Origin of the sequence: uncultured Campylobacter sp. (assembly GCF_947255105.1) — a bacterium.
Lineage (GTDB): Bacteria > Campylobacterota > Campylobacteria > Campylobacterales > Campylobacteraceae > Campylobacter_B.
Genome location: NZ_CAMYFP010000003.1, coordinates 137,337 through 161,290, shown reverse-complemented (window position 1 = coordinate 161,290; position 23,954 = coordinate 137,337). Strand labels below are relative to the sequence as shown.

Sequence of the window (23,954 nt, the reverse complement as noted above, 5' to 3'; positions counted from 1 at the left end):
CGTATTTTATATCTTCTTGTCCGCAAAATGGGCAAACTAAAAATTCTTTTTCATTGTTTTCATTGTTGCTCATAAAATTTTCCTTCTAAAATATTTTGGACATTTTACCCCTCTTCGCTTAAATTTTTTTGAATTTGTGTTATTTTAATTTTTCACTGAATTCAAAAATTCTTTTCAAAATTAGCTTTACTTTTAAATTTGTTTTGTAAAATCTCAGAAGAGTTTAAAAAATAAATTTTTGTGATAAAATTAAAATCTTCAATAAAAGTAACAAAATTTTACAAAATTAAAAATACAATAGTGTTTTTTATGCTAAAACGGCGAAGTGTTTAAAATTTCATATGCGATTTTTACTCTGTAAATTTTACTGAAATCCGTTTTTATCATAAGTAAGCACGATTTTTGCGATGTCTACTTAGAAGAGATTGGATATTGTAAATAAAATTGATGAGTTTGTTGTGAAATAGTTAGATTTGGAAGTAAAATTTCGCTTTGGTTTTTTGGGCTAATGTATTGATTTAGAAAATTTATAATAGAATAGTTTTGTAAATTTAGCTCATAGTAAAAGGAGTTTAAGATGAGAGTGGCAGCTGTTTTGCTTCTATTAAATAGCTCTATTTTGTTGGCAAACAATAGCTATATTGAACCAATTAGTAAAAATCCACCTAAAAATTTAAGCTATCTTATATCTTGGATAAAAAATATGGATATCAAAACTGATGATGTTTATAGCTCTGAGATAGCGCCATCTTTGCGCTCTTACGCAAGTTTTGAAAATCTGTTAGAAGGCAAAAAAGTCTACCTGGACAATAACAAAACTTGGCAAAGAAAAAAGAGAGCACTTGGCATAGAGTTTGACTATTTTTGCGATAAATTTTATGATGATTTGCTAAATTTAGAAAATATTTTAGTTCATAAACCGGTTGTTAGCCATACTTCATACGACAATGAAATATTTCAAAAATATATGGGTAATTGCCTTTCAATGCTTCATTATGCACAACAAAATCAATTAATTGAAGATAGCCCCGATTCATATAGTTTATATGACAATATAAATATTGGATATGGCAGTCAAATCTTTATAATTGAGCATAAAAATAGCGATACTGTCGTTACCTACGAAAAAGATTATTGTGATAATTTTAAAGACAAAGCTAATTTATACTATGTTCCAACTAGATATAATGATGAATACTATGCTAACACTGATAATAGCTTGCAAAATTTATATTTTGGGATTATAAAGTATAAAAATGAGGACTATATTTTATAAATATCAAAGCCTGATATTGCTATGAAAAATTACGATGTGATATATGTAGAGATAAAAAACGATATTCCTGTTGGTTGGCGTTGGAATATGGGTGATGTTTGCAGTAGGACATATTTTAAGAAGAGATGAGATTTTAAAGTAGGGCGGCTCAAATTTAGAGAGCTTAAATTTCATTTAAAAAGCTTAAATTTATGTTGATTTAGTCTAAATTTATGCAGCTATCAAGCTTAAATTTCAATAATTGGAGTCTAAATTAATGGAGCTTAAAAATAAAGATTTACAAGTTAAATTTCAACTGGTGTCCCCGGCGAGGTTTGAACTCACGACCTCAAAATTAGGAATTTTGCGCTCTATCCAGCTGAGCTACGAGGACAAATTTATAAAATGGAAATATAAATTTCTACTTTATTGTCTATATATTTTTCAAAATCGCTCAAATAAGAGCGTTTTATATCGCATGTCTTAAAATAGTTCCAAATTTTCATCCAAAGACTACTTACATCTGTGGCTATTTGTTTAATATCAGTTTCAAAAACCAAAAATTTACCACTTTGTATTTCTATTGAATCACAATCTTTGCAAACTCCACTTAAAGACTTTGTGGAACCAACTAACAAATCATAATCATCAAAATGTTTATTTCTATAATTAAAATAGACACCATAATTCACATCATTGAATAAATCACTATTGCTAAACTTTTTCCATAAATTTGGAATTGCAGCTGTATTTTGATTTAATTCAAGCCTATTATTTGTGGTAACCTTATATCCAGTAATCTTCAGTGGTTTATCTAAATAAAATTCACGCATACTTAACTTTTTTAAAGGGTAGGAATCTCTTTCCCACCCTTAAATTTGATTAGCCATTTTTGGCATTGATGATCTCTTCAGCAACATTCTTTGGAACCTCTTCATAGTGATCAAATTCCATTGAGTAGCTTGCTCTTCCTTGTGTTTGAGATCTTAGGTCAGTTGAGTAGCCAAACATCTGAGCTAGTGGGCAGAAGGCATCGATTATTTTATTGCCGCCTCTATCGCCCATATTATTGACTTGACCGCGACGTTTGTTGATATCGCCTATAACATCACCCATATAATCTTCAGGTGTCTCTATCTCAACCTTCATAATAGGCTCAAGTATGACAGGATCGGCTTTTCTAGCGCCCTCCTTAAATCCAATAGAGCCTGCAAGTTTAAATGCCATCTCAGAGCTATCAACTTCGTGATAACTTCCATCATATAGAGTTACTTTGATATCTTCTACAGGATAGCCTGCCAAAACTCCGCCTTGCATTGCCTCTTGACAACCTTTATCAACAGCTGGAATATACTCTTTTGGAATAGCACCGCCCTTTATATCATTGACAAACTCATATCCACTTCCTGGCTCAAGTGGCTCAAGACGTAAAAAGACATGTCCATATTGACCTCTACCACCAGATTGTCTTGCATATTTATACTCTTGCTCAACACTTCTTTTGATTGTCTCTCTATAAGCAACTTGTGGTTTTCCAACCTCAGCCTCAACTTTAAACTCTCTAAGCATTCTATCAACAATTACTTCAAGGTGTAGCTCGCCCATACCGCTAATGATTGTTTGGCCGCTCTCCTCATCAGTTGCAACTCTAAAGCTTGGATCTTCTTGTGCTAGTTTTTGAAGTGCTATACTCATTTTTTCTTGGTCAGCCTTTGTTTTTGGCTCAACAGCAACACTAATAACTGGATCTGGAAAATCCATCTTTTCAAGGATAACTTTATCTTTTTCACTAGCCAAAGTATCGCCTGTAAGAGTGTCTTTTAGTCCAACTACAGCTCCGATTTCGCCTGCATATAGGATCTTGATCTCCTCTCTTTTGTTTGAGTGCATTCTAAGAATTCTACCAACTCTCTCTTTTTTGTTTTTAACTGTATTATAGACATAAGAGCCACTCTCTAGCTGTCCTCTATAGACTCTAACAAAAGTTAATTGTCCAACAAATGGATCAGTCATAATCTTAAATCCAAGTCCTGCAAACTCACCATCATCAGTTGAAGTTACAAAAACTTCAGTGCCATCTTCATACTCGCCTCTAATTGCAGGAACTTCATCAGGTGCCGGTAGATAATCAACTACAGCGTCCAAAAGTGGTTGAATTCCTTTGTTTTTAAAGGCAGTTCCACACATCATCGGAACAATTGAGAGGTTAAGACAACCTTTTTTGATGCCCGCTTTTATCTCATCTTCACTAATTTCTTCGCCACCAAAGTATTTTTCCATAAGCTCATCGCTAGTTTCACAAGCTGCTTCAATGAGCTTCTCTCTATACTCTTTTGCTTGATCAACTAAATTTGCAGGAATCTCTTCTACTTTGTAGTTGGTTGGTTGTTTATCATCATCCCAAACATAGGCTTTCATGGCAATTAAATCTACAACGCCTCTAAAGTTATCTTCAGCGCCTATTGGAATTTGGATAGGAACTGGGTTGGCTTTGAGTCTATCTACTATCTGATCTCTTACGCTAAAAAAGTTAGCACCAACTCTATCCATCTTATTCACAAAAACAATTCTTGGAACGTGATATTTATTTGCTTGTCTCCAAACAGTTTCACTTTGAGGTTGAACTCCTCCAACTGAGCAAAATACAGCAACAGCACCATCCAAAACTCTCATAGATCTCTCAACTTCTATAGTAAAATCAACGTGGCCTGGGGTGTCTATAAGGTTTATTTGGTGTTCTCTCCAAAAGCATGTAGTGGCTGCTGATGTGATGGTAATGCCTCTCTCTTTCTCTTGCTCCATCCAGTCCATTGTAGCTGTTCCTTCGTGAGTCTCTCCTATCTTATGGCTAATACCTGTAAAAAATAGAATTCTCTCACTTGTTGTTGTCTTTCCAGCGTCAATATGGGCGGCAATTCCTATATTTCTAACCTTGTGTAATGGTGTTTTTCTTGACACTTTATACTCCTTTTACCATCTGTAGTGAGCAAAGGCTTTGTTTGCTTCAGCCATCTTGTAAGTATCTTCCTTCTTCCTAAATGATGCACCTTTGCTGGCAGCTGCGTCTATTAGCTCATAAGCAAGTCTTTCTACCATAGTTCTCTCACTTCTTTTTCTAGCAAAAGAGATGATCCATCTAATAGCTAGAGCTTGTTGTCTTACTGGGCGAACTTCTACTGGCACTTGATATGTAGCACCACCGACTCTTCTTGACTTGACCTCTAAAATAGGTTTAATGTTCTCTATGGCATCGTTAAATACATCGATACCTTTTGCCTCGCCTTTTTGCTCAATCAACTCAAGTGCACCATATAAAATATCAGATGCTAAACTTTTTTTTCCATCATACATAAGGGAGTTAATAAATTTAGTGATTACTTTGTTGCCATAAATTGGATCTGGCAAAACCTCTCTAACAGGGGCTTTTCTTCTTCTCATTTTATTTCCTTCAAATTTTAAATTTTACTCAAACAATACTAAATCTAGTGAGCATTGTCTGTTTTAAGCACTACGCTTTAGGGCGTTTTGCACCGTATTTACTTCTAGAGACTGTTCTTTTTGCAACACCTGCAGTATCCAACGCACCACGAACAATGTGATACTTAACACCTGGCAAGTCTTTTACTCTTCCGCCTCTTACTAGCACTATGCTGTGCTCTTGTAGGTTGTGACCTTCACCGCCGATATAGCTGATGACCTCAATACCTGTTGTTAGCCTTACTTTGGCAACTTTTCTAAGAGCTGAGTTTGGTTTTTTAGGAGTTGTTGTATAAACTCTGGTGCAAACTCCTCTTCTTTGTGGGCAGTTCTTCAACGCAGGTGACTTTGACTTATCAATAGCCTTTTTGCGTCCTATTCTAACCAATTGATTTATGGTTGGCACATTAATTCCTTTCATCATTAAATTTATTAAAAGAGCAAATTATACTAAAGAGTTGCTTAAAGATTATTAAAAGTTCTTAATGCTACAATAGTAGAAATTTAGCCATTTTAAAATTTAAATTTGATATAGTTTTGATATTATTTTTAAAGGAGCTGTTTTTATGAAAGATTTTCAACTTTCTTTGCTTATATTGCGAATTACACTTGGTGCCAACTTATTGTTGCACGGAATAGCCAAAATAACAGGCGGAATAGAGCCTGTAAAAGCCTTGGTTGCAGCTAAAGGCATGTTTGATTTTGTTGCATATGGAGTTTATATAGGTGAAGTTTTGGCGCCTATTATGCTAATACTTGGTATTTTTACAAGACTTTCAGCATTGACTATTTTGCTAACTTGCATTGCAATGATCTACTTTGGTCACGGTCTTTCTGTCTTTGAAATAACTGCATTTGGCGGATTGAGTGGGGAGATTATCTTTTTATACTTGGGTATTGCACTTACTTTGATAATATGTGGTGGTGGAAAATACTCACTTATGAGAGATTAGTTTAGATTTTGAGAGTTTAGAGCTTGAAATTTAAAGAGTTCTAAGCTTTCTAATCTCATCTCTAATAGCAGCCGCCTTTTCAAACTCAAGCTCTTTTGCAGCAGCTAACATCTCTTTTTTAAGCTCTTTTACCAAAATTTGACGCTCTCTTGCTGGTATCTTGGCACTATTTTTTAGCTCATCTAACTTCTCATCTATATCATCAAGTTTTAAGGTCTCTTCTATGTTTCTAGTGGCCGATGTTGGGGTTATGTTGTGCTGTTTGTTGTACTCTTGCTGCTCTTTTCTTCTTTTTTTGGTTATCTCAATTGCCTCTAGCATAGAATTTGTTACTGTTTTGTAAAACATAACCACCTTGCCATCGGCATTCCTTGCCGCTCTTCCCATCGTCTGTATAAGGCTAGTTTTAGATCTTAAAAAGCCCTCTTTATCAGCATCAAAAATAGCCACCAAGCTAACTTCAGGCAGATCTAGCCCCTCGCGCAATAAATTTATCCCTATCAACATATCATAACTTCCCATTCTAAGACCTCTAATAAGCTCATTTCGCTCGATAGCATCTATGTCTGAGTGCATATATTTTGCCTTTATTCCCATCTCAAGATAGTATTTGCTAAGCTCTTGCGCCATCTTTTTGGTAAGAACTGTGACTAAAATTCTTTGATTTTTGGCGATAACATCTTTTGCCATATCGTAGAGTATCTCAACTTGGTTGTCGCTATCTTTTAGCAAAATTTCAGGATCTAAAAGTCCTGTTGGACGCATGATTTGGTAATATACATGCTGTTTTGATAGGTTTAGCTCAAGCTCATTTGGAGTTGCAGAGACAAAGAGAAATTTAGCCTTTTTGTTTATAAACTCATCAAACATCAAAGGGCGGTTATCAAGTGCAGATGGCAACCTAAATCCATACTCCACAAGTGTCTCTTTGCGGCTTCTATCGCCCGCATACATCCCTCTAAATTGAGGCAGGCTAACATGGCTTTCATCAACTATCACCAAATATTCATCATGGCGAATTTCATAGTAGTCAAACATAGAGTAGGGCGTCTCTCCTGGCTTTTTGCCTGTAAGATATCTTGCGTAGTTTTCTATCCCTTTGCACATGCCTGTAGCTTGCAACATCTCAAGGTCAAACTCAACTCTTTGTTTTAGTCTTGCATACTCTACGGCTCTATCGTTGTGTCTATAAAACTCAAGTCTGCTAGCAAGCTCTTCTTCTATCCCTTTTATGGCGCTTTTTAGAGTATTTTGTCCCACTATAAATTGACTTGTTGCATAGAGTATAAATTTATTTAGAGAGAGTGTTTTTTTGTTGTCTATGGCGTCGATAAAGTAAATTTGCTCTATCTCATCGCCAAAAAACTCAATTCTTAAAGCTTCATCGCTAAAATAGGCGGGAAAGACATCTATCACATCGGCATTTACTCTAAAATCGCCTCTATCAAAGTAGTTATCATTTCTTTTATAGCCCATATCAACTAGCTTTAGTAAAAAATCTCTTTGATTGTAACTATCGCCAACTTCTAGCACCAAAACCATATCTTTGTATTCTGCTGGATTACCAAGTCCGTAGTTGGCAGAAACTGAAGCTATAGTTATAACATCATCAAAGCTAAGCAAACTTGCCGTTGCGCTAAGTCTAAGCCGCTCTAACTCATCATTTATCGAGCTATCTTTTTCTATAAAGAGATCTTGCCTTGGAATGTAGGCTTCTGGTTGATAGTAGTCATAATAGCTTATAAAATACTCAACTCTATTTGTTGGAAAAAATCCTTTAAATTCGCTATAAAGTTGCGCTGCTAAGCTTTTGTTGTGAGTCATTATGAGAGTTGGAATGTTTAAATTTTTAATGATATTTGCCATTGTAAAAGTTTTGCCACTACCTGTTACGCCTAGTAAAGTTTGATATTTGTTGCCACTTTTAATAGAATTTACAATGCCATCTATAGCTTGTCGTTGGTCAGCACTTGGGCTAAATTTACTCTCAATTTTAAAGTTGTTCAACACACTCCTTTTTATAGCTTATATATTTATGGTATAATCTTATCTTATTTAAAAAGCAAAATTATATCAAAAAAGGTTAAAGATGTTTAATGAAGAGAAAGCCGCCGTTACAACACTTACTGACAAGGTAAAAGAGCTTATCAAAAAATATGAGGACTCTTTGATTGAAAATGAGAGATTAAGAACGGAAATCACTGCTATAAAGGCTCAAAATGAAGCTTTGAGTGTCGAGCTAGCAAAGATGGAAGAGGATATTGTGATGAAAAATTTAACCGAAGAGGATCTTTTTAAAGAGATAGAGAGTGTTCTTGCTAAATGAAAACTCTTGAAGTTACCATCACTAGCAAATCACTTTCAAAGTCATACAAAATAAGACTTGATGATAACTTTGCAGAGTATTTCAAAGAAGAGCTTGCCATTATAGTCGATAGAAACAACTTCTTAGACGCAAAAGATCTTCTTAATGCCTATGTAAAAAAAAGCTATGAAAGTTTTATGCAGGCAAAAGAGCTTGAAAAACTTATAGCGCAGATTAAAGAGCTTGAAAAACTCTAAAACCACAAGCTCTCAAAACCAATTTGATATACAATTTTTTGCACAATAAGAGTTAAAATCCCAGCAAAAACGCCAGCAACAACATCATCTAACATCACTCCAAGACCGCCCTTTACCTCTTTGTCGATTCTTCCTATTATGGATGGTTTGTAGATGTCAAATAGTCTAAAAAAGACAAAAGCAAGGACCATATTTATAAAATAGCCTCCACCAAAAGCCATCGCTATCCAAACGCCAACTACTTCATCTATAACTATAAAACTACTATCATGCTCGCCCGTTTTTTTCTCATAGCTATTTATGACGCCTATTGAGATAAAAAATAGCAAAACAGAGAGCAAAACCAAGGTATTTTGCGCTGCCTCTCCATAAATTCTAAGAAGTATCGCAGCTATCAAAGCGCCAGCTAAGCTCCCCCATGTCCCAGGTGCAGGGCGTAGATAGCCAACATAAAAAAAAGTTAAAAAAATTCTCTCCATATCTTTCCTTATGTAAGTGATGTTGTTTGATAGAGAAGTATTAGCTCTTCATAAAATTTTCTCTCACTATGATACTCCAAAAGCCCTTTATTTGGGAAGAGGTTGTTGCAGATGTTTTGAAGATTGGCAAATCTATTTGGGAAAAGTGTCGCCAAAATCATAGCAGAGATCTCTTTTCTCATCAAAATTGGAGGCGGTATAATGCCACTATTTAAAAGCTCTCTTAGCGTATTTGAGTTGTATTTTATCTGATGATGTGAGCCATGAGGGCAAGTTTTTGAACTAACTATAGTCCTACACTCATTGCAATATAAAAACTCAGGCATAATCAAAATCTCAATTCCTAGCTTATTTTTGTAGCCATCAAGTAGCGTATATGGCTGATTGTGTTGATAATAAAGTCCAATATGAGCGTGATTTTGTCCAACTACTAGCTTATTTGCACCAAAGTTTTTAGCCACAATGCACTCAAGTTCTGGATTTTTATGGTCGGTAAAAAGATAGGTATTTGGCAAAGGGACGACAACTATTTTGTTTCTAGGTAGAAACTTTTTTATAAAAAACTCCAACGTCTCTCTTTTTAGATCAAAATTTAGTGCATTTTCATAGGAGTTTTCAACCAAAAAGATAATGATAAGATCGGCTTTGTCGATAGTTAGGCGAATGAGTCTTTCATGAATGCGATTTAGCGGATCGGCACTTAGAAAAAGAGCTGTTATTTTTTGGATATTTAGCTCATTTTTTAGCTGCTCAATCTTTTTTTTGGCTATGCAAATTTGAGAATCAATTATCTTTATATCGCCACTTATTGCAAGTTTGGCTAGCTTTTTGCTTTTGCTATCCAAGGCAAAGATTGAGTTTTTTTCTAACTCTTTTGTGTTTTTAAAAACTTCATCTGTCTTAATCTCCCCAACTACTCTGTTTTTTACTGCTAGCTCTATAACATCGCCTTTTTTAGCCCCTTTTAAAAGCTCTTGAGAGCTCTCATCTTGAGGCGCAAAGGTGAAGTTATAGGGAAGGGCGCTATGTTTTTTGGCTTTGCTATCAGATAGTTTTTCATCTTTGCCAAAGGCACCATTAAACATCAGCTCCAAAGTAAGCGCAGTTTGCGGAGTAATATCTATCCTACCTTTTTTTTGAGATTCCATATTTTCGCCTCTTTTCCCAAAGTGATTTTCTTGAAATTCCAAGTCTTTTTGCTATCTCAGTGTCTGATAGCGTCTCTTCGTTGCTAAGAATTATCTGCTTTATATACTCATCAATCTGCAAAATTTCCCTATTTTTAAAGAGCACCTCTTGGTCAGGTTCTAGCAAAATAGAGCTAAATTTAACCTCTTCGTCGATGTTTGTTGAGCCAAGAACTATTTTTTTATCCTTTACAAACTCCAAAACTCTCTTTTTATCGCTACTTTTAAGGTCATTAATATCTGATATGTAGATGAGTGCATTTTCCTTTATAAGCTCTTTAAATTTCAAAAAGTTAAACTCTTTTGTAACATCAACACACTCAAATGTAAAGTTAAATTTGTTAGAAAGAAAACAAACATATGAGTCAATATCCTTTAGATTTAGTGACTTTATAAGAAGTGGATAGCTAAATTTCACCTCTGTATCCCTCTCTTCTTGCCACTTTATATGGCGATTTAGCAAAAACTCATAGGAGGCGGTTTTACTTTTGTATCTTCTAAACTCGCCAAAATGCTTTATCTTTCTAACTAGTTCTTCAATCATAAATGGCTTTTGTATAAAGTCATTTGCACCAGCTTTTAGTGGCTCTGAAACTGTATCGGTGCTAATGTAAGAGACCAAAAGTATAATAATGGCGTTACTAAAATGCTCTATAACCTTATAAATGCCACTTTCGTTTAAATTTGTAGAAAGAAGTATGATATCAAAATTGTTATGCAAAAGTGCCTCATCTGGGCTATGCGATATCTCACACTCATATCCATAGCCGCTAAGTTTGCTTGCTATACTTTGAGCAAGATAGCTCTCATTTTCTACTATAAGTATCTTCATCTCCTGCTCCAATCAAAAAAGCGAAGTGTTACCAAAGCAAGGGCCAAAATACCCTCTTGTCTACCTACAAAGCCAAGTTTTTCGGTAGTGCTAGCCTTGATATTTACACGATTTGGCTCTAAATTTAAAAGAGAAGCTACTTTTCGTGACATCTCTTCTTTATAATTCATAAGTTTTGGCTCTTGCGCTGCAATGGTAAGATCTACATTTACAACGACATATCCAACCTCGCTTATGCGTCTAAAGCTATCTTTGAGTAGTTTTGTTGAGTCAATGCCTTTAAATTTCTCATCACTATCTGGATAGAGCTTGCCTATATCGCCCATATTGGCAGCTCCAAGTAGAGCGTCTATTATGGCATGCAGGGCAACATCGCCATCACTATGAGCTATAAATTTAAACTCACAAGGTATCAAAACTCCACAAAGCGCAATGCCATTGCCACTTTCTAGCCTATGAACATCAAAGCCAATTCCAACTCTTTGCTCATTTGTAGGTGGCTCAAATTTAAAAGATTTTAAATCTTTAAATTTGGTTATTTTGGCTGATTTTTGGCTACCTTTTACAAAGCCAAGGCTTCCTCCAACGCTCTTTATTGCGCTACTATCATCACTAAAATGGGCTTCTTTTGAAAGTGCCTTTTTTAAGAGTGAGGTTTTGCTAAGCTGAGGTGTTTGGATAAGTTTTAAAAGCTCTCTATCTATCAAATTTAACTCTTCATAAGTGGTGTCAAAAACTGGCAAATAAGGGCTTATTGAGTCAAATTTGACTCTTTTTTTATAGAGTTTTTTTACTATCTTAAAGGGAGTTTTTGTTCTTGCAACATCGCTTACCAAAACATAGGGCGAAGTTACCACATCTAGGGCGTTTTTTAGTGATTTTGCTCTTTCATCTCCGCCACTTACAAACTCAATATCATTAGAAAAACTTCTCATATAAGATAATTCATCTTTGTTTCCAACAACTATGACTTTATTAAACTTAGCCTTCTTTAAAAAACGTTTAGCAACATAGAGCCAAAGGGGATCTTTGCCAACTCTTATCCACTGTTTTTTGCAAAAAAACTTGCCATCTCTAAATCTATTTGACTCGCCTGCTGCCAATAAAATAAGTGTCAAATCTTCCAAAATAACCCCTAAAAATCTTAATTTTCTGATTATACATAAATTTTATTAAATTTTTATTTAGTAAATGTTACAAAGAGTAACTAAAAAGCTGTTTAAATAGATTGAGTATAATTGGCGAAATTTAGCCATTAAGAGGAAAATTATGAATAAAGAAGAGATTTTAGAGAAGTTAAAAGAGGTTATCTACCCTGGCTTTAAAAGAAGTATTGTTGATTTTGGCTTTGTAAAAGAGGTCGAGATAAAAAAAGATGAGGTCTTTATAAATTTGGAGATTGTTTCATCTAAAAAAGATGTTGCAAAAAAGATAGAGAGCGACATTGTAAAGGTGCTTGGTTTTAGACCAACCATCTCCATAAAGCAGCCTGAAATTCCAAAAGAGCGCTCAAATACAATGAGTGGCAAAAATATAGCGCCAAATATCAAACATTTTGTCATGATAAGTAGTGGAAAAGGTGGTGTTGGAAAAAGCACTACAACTGTAAATTTAGCCATCTCTATGGCAAAGTTAGGCAAAAAAGTTGGAATTCTTGATGCAGATATCTATGGGCCAAATATCCCTAGAATGCTTGGCGAGGAAAATACTAAACCAACTGTTATTGGTCAAAAATTAAGACCGATACTAACTCACGGTGTGCTTATGATGAGTATGGGCGTGCTTATAGAGGCAGGTCAGGGGCTTATGTGGAGAGGCGCTATGATTATGAAGACTGTCGAGCAGCTTTTAAGAGATGTTGATTGGGGCGAGCTTGATGTGCTTTTTATTGATATGCCACCAGGAACTGGAGATGCACAGATAACTCTTGCACAAAGTGTGCCAGTAAGTGCGGGTATCTGTGTGACAACACCGCAAGTTGTAGCGCTTGATGATAGCTCAAGAGGGCTTGACATGTTTGAAAAGCTTCATATTCCAATAGCAGGAATTATAGAAAATATGAGTGGATTTATCTGCCCTTGCTGCAATAAAGAGTATGAGATATTTGGCAAAGGGACAACCAAAGAGCTTGCAGAGAGATACAAAACAGAGATACTAGCTCAAATTCCAATAGAGATAGCCATAAGAGAGGGCGGCGATAGTGGCAAACCAATAAGTTTTTATAACCCAACATCACAGAGTGCAAAAAGATATGAAAATGGCGCTGCTAGACTTTGGGAGATTCTTTTAGATGTTGACAAAAACTCACTTGCTTCCAATAGTGCAATCCAGCCAACTAGATAAGACAAATAGAAGTTGTAGTGGATAGCAAAAAATTAGCAGTATTGATAGATGTTGAAAATATCTCAGCCAAAAACTTCGATAAAATTTGGGGCAAAATAGCCTCTTTGGGTAAAGTTGTTCTTATGAGAGCCTATGGGGATTGGTCAAATTTATATCTAAAGAGTTGGCTTTCTGTCCTTGAAGAGTATGGGATAATGCCAGTTCATCACTTCTGTAGCATAAAGGGCAAAAATGCCTCTGATATCGTGCTTGTTATTGACGCGATGGATCTTTTGCATAGAGCTGATTTTGATAGCTTTGTTTTGGTGAGTAACGACTCTGATTTTACCCGCTTGGCAATAAGGATAAAAGAGAGTGGCAAAGAGGTTATAGGTATCGGAGATAGGCAGACTTCCAAAGCCTTTCTAAATGCCTGCACTAGTTACATAAGCTTAGAAAATCAAGAGCAAGACTCTATCAATCAAAAAAAAGTTCTTCAGATAGAGTATAAGACAGATGGGAGTGAAAAAAAGAGTGATGATGCAAAAAATATCGCCACAATGCTAAAGATGGCACGACAAAGATATGCCAAAGAAGATGGCTGGATAAATGTCTCTATTTTTGGAGCGCTGCTTAGACAAGAGCATCCAGAGCTTTTGAAAAAGTATAAATGTAGCAAAATTTCACTATTTTTAAAAAAGCTTGACAAGATAGTTGAGCTTAAAAAAGAGGGCAATATAATGGCTTTTAGGATCAAACAGACAAAAGAGCCTTTGCCAAATAATGATATTTAGGAGAGATAGATGGTCGATATTCAGGGACTTACTATGCGTTTTGCAAACCAACTTCTTTTTGAAGAGATAAATTTAAAGCTAGATAGAGGCAACAGATATGGACTCATTGGGGCAAATGGAGCAGGTAAATCTACATTTTTAAAGATTTTAAGTGGCGAGGTTGAGCCAAGCTCCGGTAATGTTGCGATAGATAGTGGTTTTAGAGTTGGTGTGCTTGGGCAAGATCAATTTGCTTTTGAAAACTTTAGTTTAAAAGACACTGTTCTTTATGGAAACAAAAGACTCTATGATGCTGTAAAAGAGAAAGAAAAACTCTATATGAGCGCCGAATTTACCGATGAGATAAATGATCGTTTAGCAGAGCTTGAGTTAATTAGCGCAGAAGAAGATCCAACTTACGAATATGAAACAAGGATAGAGCGAATTCTTTCAAGCCTTGGGCTTTTGGACTATGACGCACTTATGAGTGAGCTTGAGACGAGTGATAAATTTAAGGTACTTTTGGCGCAAGTTTTGTTTCCAAAACCAGATATTTTGTTTTTGGACGAGCCTACAAACAACCTTGATATTGACGCTATCGCATGGCTTGAAAATGAACTAAATCATCATGATGGAACTTTGGTAGTAATAAGCCATGATAGGCACTTTTTAAATAGAGTTTGCACTCATATTTTGGATGTTGATTTTAAAAAGATTAGAGAGTTTAGCGGGAACTATGATGAGTGGTATATAGCAGCCAATTTGATAGCAAAAAGAGAGCAGATGCAGCAAGAAAAAAAGCTCAAAGAAAAAGAGGAGCTTGAGCGCTTTATAGCAAGATTTAGCGCCAACGCAAGCAAGGCGAGACAGGCAACTAGCAGGCAAAAAAGAGTAGAAAAACTTGATATCGAAGAGATTAAAACCTCCTCAAGAAGAGAGCCAAGCATTGTTTTTAGGCTAAACAGAGAGATAGGAAACGAGCTTATTGAACTTAAAAATATAAACAAATCTTTTGGAGATAAAACTATCTACAAAAATCTCAATTTCAAGCTAGAAAAGGGCGATAAAGTAGCACTTATAGGACCAAATGGTGTCGGCAAAAGCACACTTTGCAAGATAATAACAGGCGAGTTAAAGCCAGATAGCGGAGAGGTATTTTTGGGTGCTACTATTGAGCTTGGCTATTTTCCGCAAGATAGCGCAAAGGTGGTAGATGGCGAGTTAAAGCTCTATGAGTTTTTGCAAGATAAGAAAAATAGAGATTTGGATGAGATAAGAAGATGTCTTGGCAGAATGCTTTTTAGCGGAGCTGAGCAAGAGAAGATGGCAAAAGATCTAAGCGGCGGTGAAAAACATAGAGTTATGCTTAGCAAACTTATGCTTTTAAAGCCAAATATTCTTGTTTTAGATGAGCCAAACAACCACCTAGATCTTGAGGCAATTATCGCTCTTGGAGAGGGACTTTATAACTACAGCGGCGGAGTGATTTGTGTAAGTCACGATAGAGAGCTTATAGACGCATTTGCCAACAGGATATTGTATATTGATAAAAGTGGCAATATTGTTGATTTTAAGGGTAGTTATGAAGAGTTTAGAGAGAAATTTAAAGAGAGTTTTGCATAAATTTCATTAAATTTGCTTTTAAAAAGAGTGTGATTGTTTAAATTTATATAATAAAAAGCTTAAAGATAGTAAAATACTAGCCTATTAAATTAAATTTTAAGGTCTTAAGATGATGAAAAGAGCTACTATTTTTACGATGTCTTTGCTGATATCATTTAGCTTAGCAAATGCAGAGTCAAACGCGACAGCAGATCCAAACGCTACTAAACCAAGCAGTTTTAAGAGAGTGGAGACTACCAATCTATTTGTTGGAGATGGAGAGAAGTCATTTGAGATGAGTGAAGCAACACTTAGTGATCTCAACACTACTGGTGTAACTGAGCCTACTATCAAAATATCTGCTGGTAAGGGCGACTCAGTGGATGGCTATAGTCTTGTTATACATGATTTTAAAAATGAAGGCAATGCAACAGTTAAAAATCTATCCGATGTTGTTGCAGCCGATGCAGAGAAAAGTGCAACTAACAACAAGTTAAATTTGCAAGATTCAAATATATCCAAAGCTATCAAAATATCAACAGCAGTTACAAACCAACCAAACGCTACTGCTAGTGGCAATGAGTTGGTTATTGAAAATACAAATATAACTGCAGCTAGCAATATAAATGTTGTAAAGCTTTCTGATGGAAGCAGTGCCAAAGATAGCACTTTAATGATAGATACTCTAACAGATGAAACAGCGTCAAATTATCACGCCGTCCTTGCAAATGAAGATGCAAAGATAGAGAACACAAAAATCGACTTAAGAGACTCTAGACTAACAAATATAATTGGAGTAGAGGCTACCAACAACGCTACTGTAAATGGAGTTAAATTTGATGTTTTAGACTCTAGCATTGATTCTTTTTCTGCTGTAAAAGTAGGAGATGGAAGTGTAGATGGTGTCTCTATAAATTTAAAAGGTAGCAAGATCAAAAAGATAGTTGGAGTAGATGCACAAAATGCCAATGTAAAAAATGTAAATATGGCGATAGAGGGAGATATGACAACTGATGAAGATGTTATTGTCACAAACTCTACAAAAGATGTAGAAAATAGCTCCATTACCATAGCAAATAGCAAAATTACTATAAATAACGGTAACTCGATACTTATAAATGGCGCAAACGCCAATGTTGCAAATAGCAAAATCTTTGTAAAAAACTCTGAGATAACCGGCAATATCAAAGGTCAAACTGTTGCTAAAAGTCTTGATAACTCTATAGTTATTGACTCATCTAAGATATATGGAAAAATTAGCGGCTGGGAGTCAGCAAATCCAGACTCAAGTAGCAATATCATGTTAAAGGCAGATAGTGGCGACTTAACTATAACCAAAGATGTTAGCCTACATACGCAAAATAACAAACTCTCGTTGATAAACCAAAACAACAAAGCATTTAAAGTAGATGGGGCGCTAAAGGGAAATGTAGGAGCTAAAAACACTTTAGATGTCAAGGGCAAAGGAATTGCGCTAAAAGGTATTGAAAATTTTGACACTATCAATATCTCTTTACCATCAAAGCTAAAAGCAGATGAAGCAGTGCTTACATTGACTGACAATACCAATCTTTCTACTTCAAAGCTAAATTTAGATGTAGATAAAGAGAGTATAGATCCAACTACAAATCAAGGTTATCTAGATATGGATTTGGACGATAAATTTGAAATTATCAAAGCAAATAGTGGCTTGACATTGCCAAATGAAGAGGATATAAAGCTAAAAAGAGAGCTTTTGGTTGATAAAAATATCTATCTTTACAGCACCAAGCTAAACAAAGAGGCGAGTTCGTTAAATTTAACAGTAAATAAAAATAGCAAAAAAATTCATCCAAGAGTAAAACATGCCTTTGTTCCAAACCTCTCATCTATCCATCTTATAGATAAGATGAGCGACAACTTAGCTGCAAATATCTCAGGTATCGACTATATGATAGGCAATGAGCTAGATGAGAAAGATGTTGCTACTTTTGGTTATCTAAATGGCTTTAAGTCCAAATATGCAAATGAAAACCTTGAGTTAAAAGGTGGGATATTGACCACTGGTGTTGCTGGAAAGAGCCAATCAACACTATTTGGTGGCTATTTTCAACTTGCAAGTGCCAAGTATGATAGTAAGATTTTGAGTGACGTAAATGACTTTGGCGCCAAGGGAGATATGATGGCTTATGGAATTGGCGCTTTTGCTAGAACCAAATTTAATACAAATTTGTTTATGGATATAGATGCCAAAATTGGACTTTTAAAGAGTGGATATGATTTTAAATTTGAAGATGGCAAGAAGTTTAACAACAAAAAGACAAGCAATTACTATGGCGCAGGTATCTATGTAGGATATGGCGACTTACTATCTGGTGGCTCTGTTGTATATAATGCAAGAGTTGGTTATACCTACTCCTATCTTGCAAAGAGCGATCTTACCATTGACTCACAAAAGGTAAATATCGATAGCATTAGTTCAAGTAGAATTAAATTTGACTCAGTTGTCTCACTAAACAGAGCAAACATCGCACCTTATGTCAATCTAAAGCTAGTTTATGATCTAGATAAGAGAAAAAATCCTACACCATATAACCAAAGGCTAAAAAGAGCTGTAACTGACCTTGATGGTAATGGCGGACTTAGTTATGGTTGTGACCTTGGTGTGAAGCTATACTTTAGTAAAAATAGCGAAGTTTCTGTTATAGCAGGAGCTATGGCTGGTAAGACAAAAGAGCTAGATGGTAAGATTAGAGCAATCTATCGCTTTTAGGTGATTGAAAGAAAAGAGTGTGGATAAGTTTAGAGTTTAAATTTATCCACTTTATTAAGCTTAAATTTGGCTAGCTCAAAAAGAGTTAGCCAATGAAATTTAAAGATTGGCAATGATTGCCTTTGTAAATGTAGAGCTATCTGCACTACCGCCCAAATCTCTAGTAAGAGTTTTTCCATCGATAAGAGTTTTGTTTATAGCAGCTCTGATTTTGGTTGCAATCTCTTCCATATTAAGGTCATCTAGCATCATGCAAGCTGCCTCAAGTAGCGCTATAGGGTTTGCTATGCCTTTGCCTGCGATATCTGGTGCTGAGCCATGAACTGCTTCATATATGCCAACTCCATCGCCTAAGTTTGCTCCCGCAACTAAACCTAGCCCTCCAACTAGTCCTGCAACTAAGTCGGATATAATATCGCCGTAGAGATTTGGCGCCACTAGCACATCGTAGCTTTGTGGATACATAACTAGTTGCATGCAGATATTATCAACTATCTTATCATCGCTTTTTATCGAGCTATACTCTTTGGCAATGTTATTAAAGGTCTCTAAAAAAAGCCCATCTGTTTGTTTTAGAATGTTTGCTTTATGTATGCAAGTTACTCTCTTTCGTTTGTTTTTCTTGGCATACTCAAAGGCAAATCTTATAATTTTCTCGCTCTTTTCTTTGGTTATACGCTTGATAGCCTCAAATCCACCATCTATCTCCCTTTCTTCGCCGATATAAAGACCCTCTGTATTTTCTCTAACGGTTACGATATCTACATCGCTAAATTTGGAGATATTAGGCACTGAGTGTGCTGGACGCAAGTTGGCATAGAGGTTAAATTTAAGTCTTAGCTCAACATTGACAGATCTAAATCCCTTGCCAATAGGAGTGGTAACTGGTCCTTTTAGGGCAAATTTATATCTATTTATTGCATCTAAGAGCTCTTGCGGTATGACTTTGCCACATTCATCATAAGCACCTTGCCCAACTTTAAATTTATGATAGTTAAGTTTGGCACCTGCTGCTTCAAGCACTGCACAAACAGCCGCTGTAATCTCTGGCCCAATGCCGTCTCCTGGCATTAAAACTATATCTTTACTCATCAAATTTCTCCATCTTTCCTAAGTATTTTGTCGCTGGTCTTACTATGCGGTTAGAGTAAATCATACTCTCTATGTTGTGAGATATCCAACCAACTGTTCTAGCGCAAGCAAACATCGGTATGAAAAGCTCTCTAGGTATATTCAACATCCTATAGATAAGTCCTGAATAAAAATCCACATTGGCACATATCGATATCTTTTTCTTCTCTTGAAGCTTTTCTATGGCTAGTTTTTCAAAGCGCTCATAAAATTTAAATCTCTCATCAAAGCCCTCTTTATCTTTTGATAGCACTCTTGCCTTTTGTCTTAGCAGCTCGCACCTTGGGTCTGAGGTTGTATAGACAGCGTGACCTATGCCATAGATAAGTCCTGCTTTGTTGAAATACTCTTTAGCCAAAAGCTTATCCAATGTTTTACTTATCTTATCGTCGTTTGCATTAACTCCGATATCGTTTATAATATAATCCATCATATCAAGAGCTGCCTCATTTGCACCACCATGTCTTGGCCCCTTTAGACTTGCCATAGAGGCGGCTAGCATTGAGTAGATATCTGTGTTGGTTGAGGCTACAACTGTTCCTGTAAAAGTTGAGTTGTTGCCGCCGCCATGATCTGCATGCACCATCAAAGCCATATCCAAAGTTTTTGCCTCAAGATCGCTAAACTCGCCATTGTTTCTTGACATATAAAGAATGTTTTGTGCTATTGAGTAGTCCTTTTTTGGAAACTGGATATGAAGTGAGTCACCATCTAAGTAGTGAGTCTTTGCCTGCAAAGAGTAGCTAATGAGTGCTGGCATTTTAGCCATTATTGAGATCCCCTTGTTTAGAAGGCTATATGGAGCGATATCATCAGGATTTTCATCAAAAGAGTAGAGCGAGAGTATGCTTCTCATGATATGATTCATAAGTGAGCGTGATGGATTTTTTAGGATGATGTTTTCCAAAAAATCTTTTGGCAAGGCATATTGGTCGCTAAGTATTTTATCAAACTCCTTTATCTCTTCTTTGTCTGGCATATGACCAAAAAGAAGCAAAAAAGCGGTCTTTTCAAAGCCAAACTCATTGCCATTTAGCTTTGCAATATCGGCTATATCATATCCTCTATAATAAAGTCTTCCCTTAACTGGCACCTTTACATCATCAACTACATCATAACCACACACATCAGAAACTTTAGTAAGACCTACCAAAACTCCCGTGCCATTGTCGTTTCTAAGCCCTCTTTTTACCTTATATTTGTCATAAAGTTCTGGAGCTATATAGCCATCTTTTAGCAATCTCTCATAATTTTTTCTTAAAAATTCCATCAAAACCTCCTAAAAACTATTTAATAGTCCGCCAATGCTTATTAGCTTAAACTCATCATCGCTAAGCTCATTTTTGATTGTAAAGGATGAGTTTTTTGTCAAATTTGAAACAGTAATGTTTTGTCTATCAAACTCAATTTCTATCTCATCAAAAATATCAGCTTCAAAATCAAGCTCAATAGGCAATATCCCAAAATTTATTAAATTTTTCTTGTGAATTCTTGCAAAAGAGCTAGCAATTACAGCCTTTATACCAAGATATCTTGGAGCGATTGCAGCGTGTTCTCTTGAAGAGCCTTGTCCGTAGTTGCTTTTTGCAACTATGACGCCACCGCCATTTTCTTTACATCTTTTTTCAAAATCTTCATCGATATTTGAAAAGACAAACTCAGAGATTTTTTCTATATTGCTTCTATAAGGTAGCACCTTTGCACCGGCTGGCATAATATGATCTGTTGTGATGTTGTCTTGCAGTGAGATCATAACTTTAGCTTGAAATTTAGAGCCAATTGGTTTAAAATTTGGAATAGGCTTTATGTTTGGACCCATAATAACCTCTTTGCTAAATGTTGGCTCTATAAGCAAACTACTATCAACAGGATAATCCACATCTGTTGAAAAACTATCCATCTTTAGTCCAAGTGGCGAAGAGATGTAGCCTTTAATTGCAGAATAGGCAGCAACTTCAGGTGAGACTAGATAGACTGACGCTGAGTTGGTGCCACTTCTTCCATAGAAATTTCTGTTAAATGTGCGAAGTGAGACTGCATTTGAAGATGGCGATTGCCCCATACCGATACAAGGACCGCAAGCTGACTCAAGTATCCTAGCACCAGCTTTTAAAAGTGTAGTTAAAATGCCACTTTGAGTTATCATCTGTAGGACTTGATTGCTACCAGGAGCAATTGCCAAAGAGACATCAGGGTGGATATGGTTGTCTTTTAGGATGGAGGCAACTTTTGCAAAATCAGCATATGATGAGTTGGTGCAACTTCCAATTAAAACTTGATCTACTTTGATATCTTTAAGCTCTCTAATAGCTTTTACATTATCAGGCGAGTTTGGACAGGAGGCAAGTGGCTCTAGCGCAGTTAAATTTATAGTGATATTTTCATCATAAGTTGCCCCTTCATCGGCCTTTAGCTCTTTAAAATCAGCCTCTCTTTTTTGAAGTTTCAAAAACTCCAATGTTCTTTCATCAGATGGAAAAACAGAGCTTGTTGCGCCAAGTTCAGCTCCCATATTGCAAATGGTTGCTCTTTGAAACACACTAAGAGTTTTTACGCCATCTCCGTGATACTCAATGATCTTATTTACGCCACCTTTTACTGTGAGTTTGCCTATGAGATGGATTATGATATCTTTTGCGCTAACTCCATCTTTAAGCTCTCCTTTTAACTCAACTCCAACTATAGTAGGTCTTGGCATAGTAAATGGAAGTCCTGCCATAGCGCAAGCCACATCAAGACCGCCAGCACCGATGGCCAAAGCGCCAAGAGCTGATGAAGTTGGTGTGTGCGAGTCTGAACCAAGTATTGTAACTCCTGGTTTTGAAAATCTCTCAACATGGACTTGATGACAAATTCCATTGCCAGCTTTTGAAAAGACTATGCCATATTTGTCTGCGACACTTTGCAAAAAGCGGTGATCGTCTGCATTCATAAAGCCATTTTGAAGAGTGTTGTGATCGACATAACTTACTGAAAGATCGGTTTTTACTCTATCCACTCCAAGGCTTAAAAACTCAAGATAGGCCATTGTTCCTGTTGCGTCTTGTGTTAAGGTTTGGTCTATTTTGATGCTAATGGTGTTGTTGTCTTTATCCTCTTTTATAAGATGAGAGCTTAGTATTTTAGTAGCTACATTTTTTTTCATAATCCCTCCTATTTTGTTTATTTGACTTTAGCAAAAAAGCCTTAAAAGTAAGGCAGTATATCGCAAAATAAAGCATTATGTTAAATTTATCTCCCCAGTGTGTAAAATCGTTATATTGCTTTTAAAGAGCTGTTTTTAAACTTTTTAATGAGCTCGAATTTAAAACGGGCAAATCAAATTTACCCGCCTAAATTTCAGTTTAAATTTCACCCACCTTATAGCTTTCACCTGGTTTCATCTCAATTATCTTCCAAGGAAGTCCTTGCTTGTTAAGTTCATCCATAAAAGGTTTTGCATCAAATTCCTCCATATTAAACACGCCCTTACCGTTCCATTTATTTTGGGCTATCATTTTTGCACCAATCATCGCTGGAACTCCTGTTGTATAGCTTACTCCTTGAGCTCCAGTTTCAGCATAACACTCTTCATGGTCGCAAACATTATAGATGTAAATTTGTCTTTCTTTGCCATCTTTTACTCCGCGAATCACACATCCGATATTGGTCTTGCCTTTTGTTCTTGCGCCTAAGCTTGCAGGATCTGGTAAAAGTGTCTTTAAAAACTGAATAGGAACTATTTTTACGCCATTATGTTCAACTTCATCTATGCGAAGCATTCCAACATTTTCAAGACATTTCATATGGGTTAAATAGCTTTGTCCAAATGTCATAAAAAATCTAATTTGTTTTAAACCTTTGATATTTTTGCTAAGGCTTTCAAGCTCTTCATGATATAAAAGGTAGCTATCTTTTACGCCAATTTCTGGATAATCCCATTTAAAGCCAATCTCCATAGGCTTTGTCTCTACCCATTCATCATTTTTCCAGTTTGTTTTTCGCTCATTTACGGAATCATTAGTTTTTTTCCAATATCGCCCATTTGCTGAAACTTCTCTTAAATTTATCTCTGGGTTAAAGTTAGTAGCAAATGCATATCCGTGGTCTCCAGCGTTGCAATCAAGTATGTCGATATAGTGAATTTCATCAAAGAGATATTGCTGCGCATAGGCACAAAATACATTTGTAACACCTGGGTCAAAGCCACTTCCTAAAAGTCCCAAAACTCCAGCTTTTTTAAACTCCCCATCTTTTGCCCATTGAAGTTTATACTCAAACTTAGCAGTATCTGGATGCTCGTAATTTGCAGTATCAATGTAGTTAATTTTAGCTTTTACGCAAGCGTCCATTAGTGTTAAATCTTGATATGGAAGTGCAACATTTAATAAAATTTCAGCACCTGTTTTTTTGATGAGACTAACAACTGCGTCTGTATCATCAGCATCAATTTGTGCGGTTTGAATCTCTACTCCAAGGCGCTCTTTTATAAATTTTGCTATTTTATCACATTTGCTTTTTGTTCTACTTGCAAGAGTTATTTTGCTAAATACATCATAATTTGCAGCAGCTTTGTAGGTTGCAACTTGGCTAACTCCACCAGCTCCTATTATAAGTAAATTTGCCATTTTTCCTCCTTAGTTTTTACTA

The 23,954-nt window shown here is 35.9% G+C and carries 22 protein-coding genes and 1 tRNA gene; 8 read left to right on the top strand and 15 right to left on the bottom strand.

Going from position 1 to position 23,954, the window contains the following annotated elements; genetic code table 11:
• Window positions 1-577 precede the first annotated feature (577 nt).
• Window positions 578-1,276 (top strand): hypothetical protein, encoded by a 699-nt coding sequence (locus tag Q0X52_RS03195; RefSeq protein WP_297574778.1) that lies wholly within the window; start codon window positions 578-580, stop codon window positions 1,274-1,276.
• Window positions 1,277-1,279: 3 nt separating this feature from the next.
• On the opposite strand, the gene Q0X52_RS03190 is transcribed toward Q0X52_RS03195, so the two are convergent.
• The 6 genes from Q0X52_RS03190 to rpsL form a co-directional block, all read right to left on the bottom strand.
• The gene (locus Q0X52_RS03190; protein WP_297574776.1) at window positions 1,280-1,450 is read right to left on the bottom strand and encodes a hypothetical protein; all 171 of its coding nucleotides are present in this window, start codon (window positions 1,448-1,450) and stop codon (window positions 1,280-1,282) included.
• A gap of 122 nt (window positions 1,451-1,572) precedes the next feature.
• Window positions 1,573-1,649, bottom strand: a tRNA-Arg gene (locus tag Q0X52_RS03185).
• Between the two features lie 4 nt (window positions 1,650-1,653).
• Window positions 1,654-2,088, bottom strand: coding sequence for an effector binding domain-containing protein (locus Q0X52_RS03180; RefSeq protein ID WP_297574775.1), 435 nt, complete (start codon window positions 2,086-2,088; stop codon window positions 1,654-1,656).
• Window positions 2,089-2,137: 49 nt separating this feature from the next.
• Window positions 2,138-4,213, bottom strand: a complete 2,076-nt coding sequence (fusA, locus tag Q0X52_RS03175; protein WP_297574773.1) for an elongation factor G — start codon at window positions 4,211-4,213, stop codon at window positions 2,138-2,140.
• A 12-nt stretch (window positions 4,214-4,225) separates the two neighbouring features.
• The gene (gene rpsG / locus Q0X52_RS03170; RefSeq protein WP_297574771.1) at window positions 4,226-4,693 is read right to left on the bottom strand and encodes a 30S ribosomal protein S7; all 468 of its coding nucleotides are present in this window, start codon (window positions 4,691-4,693) and stop codon (window positions 4,226-4,228) included.
• Window positions 4,694-4,763: 70 nt separating this feature from the next.
• Complete coding sequence (gene rpsL / locus Q0X52_RS03165) at window positions 4,764-5,138, bottom strand: 30S ribosomal protein S12 (protein ID WP_297574769.1); 375 nt, start codon at window positions 5,136-5,138, stop codon at window positions 4,764-4,766.
• Window positions 5,139-5,298: 160 nt separating this feature from the next.
• Between rpsL and Q0X52_RS03160 the strand changes: the two genes are divergently transcribed.
• Window positions 5,299-5,685, top strand: coding sequence for a DoxX family protein (locus tag Q0X52_RS03160; protein WP_297574767.1), 387 nt, complete (start codon window positions 5,299-5,301; stop codon window positions 5,683-5,685).
• A gap of 30 nt (window positions 5,686-5,715) precedes the next feature.
• On the opposite strand, the gene uvrB is transcribed toward Q0X52_RS03160, so the two are convergent.
• Window positions 5,716-7,692, bottom strand: coding sequence for an excinuclease ABC subunit UvrB (gene uvrB / locus Q0X52_RS03155; protein WP_297574765.1), 1,977 nt, complete (start codon window positions 7,690-7,692; stop codon window positions 5,716-5,718).
• An 82-nt stretch (window positions 7,693-7,774) separates the two neighbouring features.
• On the opposite strand from uvrB, the gene Q0X52_RS03150 reads away from it, so the two are divergent.
• Complete coding sequence (locus Q0X52_RS03150) at window positions 7,775-8,011, top strand: hypothetical protein (RefSeq protein ID WP_297574763.1); 237 nt, start codon at window positions 7,775-7,777, stop codon at window positions 8,009-8,011.
• Window positions 8,008-8,247, top strand: coding sequence for a hypothetical protein (locus Q0X52_RS03145; protein ID WP_297574761.1), 240 nt, complete (start codon window positions 8,008-8,010; stop codon window positions 8,245-8,247). Before Q0X52_RS03150 ends, Q0X52_RS03145 begins: the two co-directional genes overlap by 4 nt.
• On the opposite strand, the gene Q0X52_RS03140 is transcribed toward Q0X52_RS03145, so the two are convergent.
• The 4 genes from Q0X52_RS03140 to Q0X52_RS03125 are packed head-to-tail and all read right to left on the bottom strand — an operon-like array spanning window position 8,244 to window position 11,872.
• Complete coding sequence (locus Q0X52_RS03140; RefSeq protein WP_297574759.1) at window positions 8,244-8,726, bottom strand: phosphatidylglycerophosphatase A; 483 nt, start codon at window positions 8,724-8,726, stop codon at window positions 8,244-8,246. The genes Q0X52_RS03145 and Q0X52_RS03140 overlap by 4 nt on opposite strands.
• A gap of 8 nt (window positions 8,727-8,734) precedes the next feature.
• Complete coding sequence (locus Q0X52_RS03135) at window positions 8,735-9,874, bottom strand: sulfate adenylyltransferase (RefSeq protein ID WP_297574757.1); 1,140 nt, start codon at window positions 9,872-9,874, stop codon at window positions 8,735-8,737.
• Window positions 9,852-10,745, bottom strand: coding sequence for a response regulator (locus Q0X52_RS03130; RefSeq protein WP_297574755.1), 894 nt, complete (start codon window positions 10,743-10,745; stop codon window positions 9,852-9,854). The genes Q0X52_RS03135 and Q0X52_RS03130 overlap by 23 nt, the downstream gene beginning before the upstream one ends.
• Window positions 10,742-11,872 (bottom strand): bifunctional 2-C-methyl-D-erythritol 4-phosphate cytidylyltransferase/2-C-methyl-D-erythritol 2,4-cyclodiphosphate synthase, encoded by a 1,131-nt coding sequence (locus Q0X52_RS03125; RefSeq protein ID WP_297574753.1) that lies wholly within the window; start codon window positions 11,870-11,872, stop codon window positions 10,742-10,744. The genes Q0X52_RS03130 and Q0X52_RS03125 overlap by 4 nt, the downstream gene beginning before the upstream one ends.
• A 142-nt stretch (window positions 11,873-12,014) precedes the next feature.
• Here Q0X52_RS03125 and Q0X52_RS03120 point away from each other — a divergent pair, with 142 nt between their 5' ends.
• The 4 genes from Q0X52_RS03120 to Q0X52_RS03105 all read left to right on the top strand — a co-directional run bounded on the left by Q0X52_RS03120 (window position 12,015) and on the right by Q0X52_RS03105 (window position 18,194).
• Window positions 12,015-13,088 carry an Mrp/NBP35 family ATP-binding protein gene (locus Q0X52_RS03120; protein WP_297574751.1) on the top strand — a complete coding sequence of 358 codons (1,074 nt, stop codon included), beginning with the start codon at window positions 12,015-12,017 and terminating at the stop codon, window positions 13,086-13,088.
• A gap of 17 nt (window positions 13,089-13,105) precedes the next feature.
• Entirely contained in the window at window positions 13,106-13,861 is a 756-nt protein-coding gene (locus Q0X52_RS03115; protein ID WP_297574749.1) for an NYN domain-containing protein, read from the top strand.
• A gap of 9 nt (window positions 13,862-13,870) precedes the next feature.
• The gene (locus Q0X52_RS03110; protein WP_297574747.1) at window positions 13,871-15,463 is read left to right on the top strand and encodes an ABC-F family ATP-binding cassette domain-containing protein; all 1,593 of its coding nucleotides are present in this window, start codon (window positions 13,871-13,873) and stop codon (window positions 15,461-15,463) included.
• Between the two features lie 109 nt (window positions 15,464-15,572).
• The gene (locus Q0X52_RS03105) at window positions 15,573-18,194 is read left to right on the top strand and encodes an autotransporter domain-containing protein (RefSeq protein WP_297574745.1); all 2,622 of its coding nucleotides are present in this window, start codon (window positions 15,573-15,575) and stop codon (window positions 18,192-18,194) included.
• A gap of 99 nt (window positions 18,195-18,293) precedes the next feature.
• Here Q0X52_RS03105 and Q0X52_RS03100 read toward each other — a convergent pair whose 3' ends face one another.
• The 4 genes from Q0X52_RS03100 to Q0X52_RS03085 form a co-directional block, all read right to left on the bottom strand.
• Window positions 18,294-19,286, bottom strand: a complete 993-nt coding sequence (locus Q0X52_RS03100) for an isocitrate/isopropylmalate dehydrogenase family protein (RefSeq protein ID WP_297574743.1) — start codon at window positions 19,284-19,286, stop codon at window positions 18,294-18,296.
• Window positions 19,279-20,595 (bottom strand): citrate synthase, encoded by a 1,317-nt coding sequence (locus Q0X52_RS03095; RefSeq protein WP_297574741.1) that lies wholly within the window; start codon window positions 20,593-20,595, stop codon window positions 19,279-19,281. The genes Q0X52_RS03100 and Q0X52_RS03095 overlap by 8 nt, the downstream gene beginning before the upstream one ends.
• A gap of 9 nt (window positions 20,596-20,604) precedes the next feature.
• Complete coding sequence (locus Q0X52_RS03090; RefSeq protein WP_297574739.1) at window positions 20,605-22,470, bottom strand: aconitate hydratase; 1,866 nt, start codon at window positions 22,468-22,470, stop codon at window positions 20,605-20,607.
• Between the two features lie 199 nt (window positions 22,471-22,669).
• Window positions 22,670-23,932: a saccharopine dehydrogenase family protein gene (locus Q0X52_RS03085; RefSeq protein WP_269490925.1), complete on the bottom strand. Its 1,263-nt coding sequence runs from the start codon at window positions 23,930-23,932 to the stop codon at window positions 22,670-22,672.
• Between the last annotated feature and the right edge of the window lie 22 nt (window positions 23,933-23,954).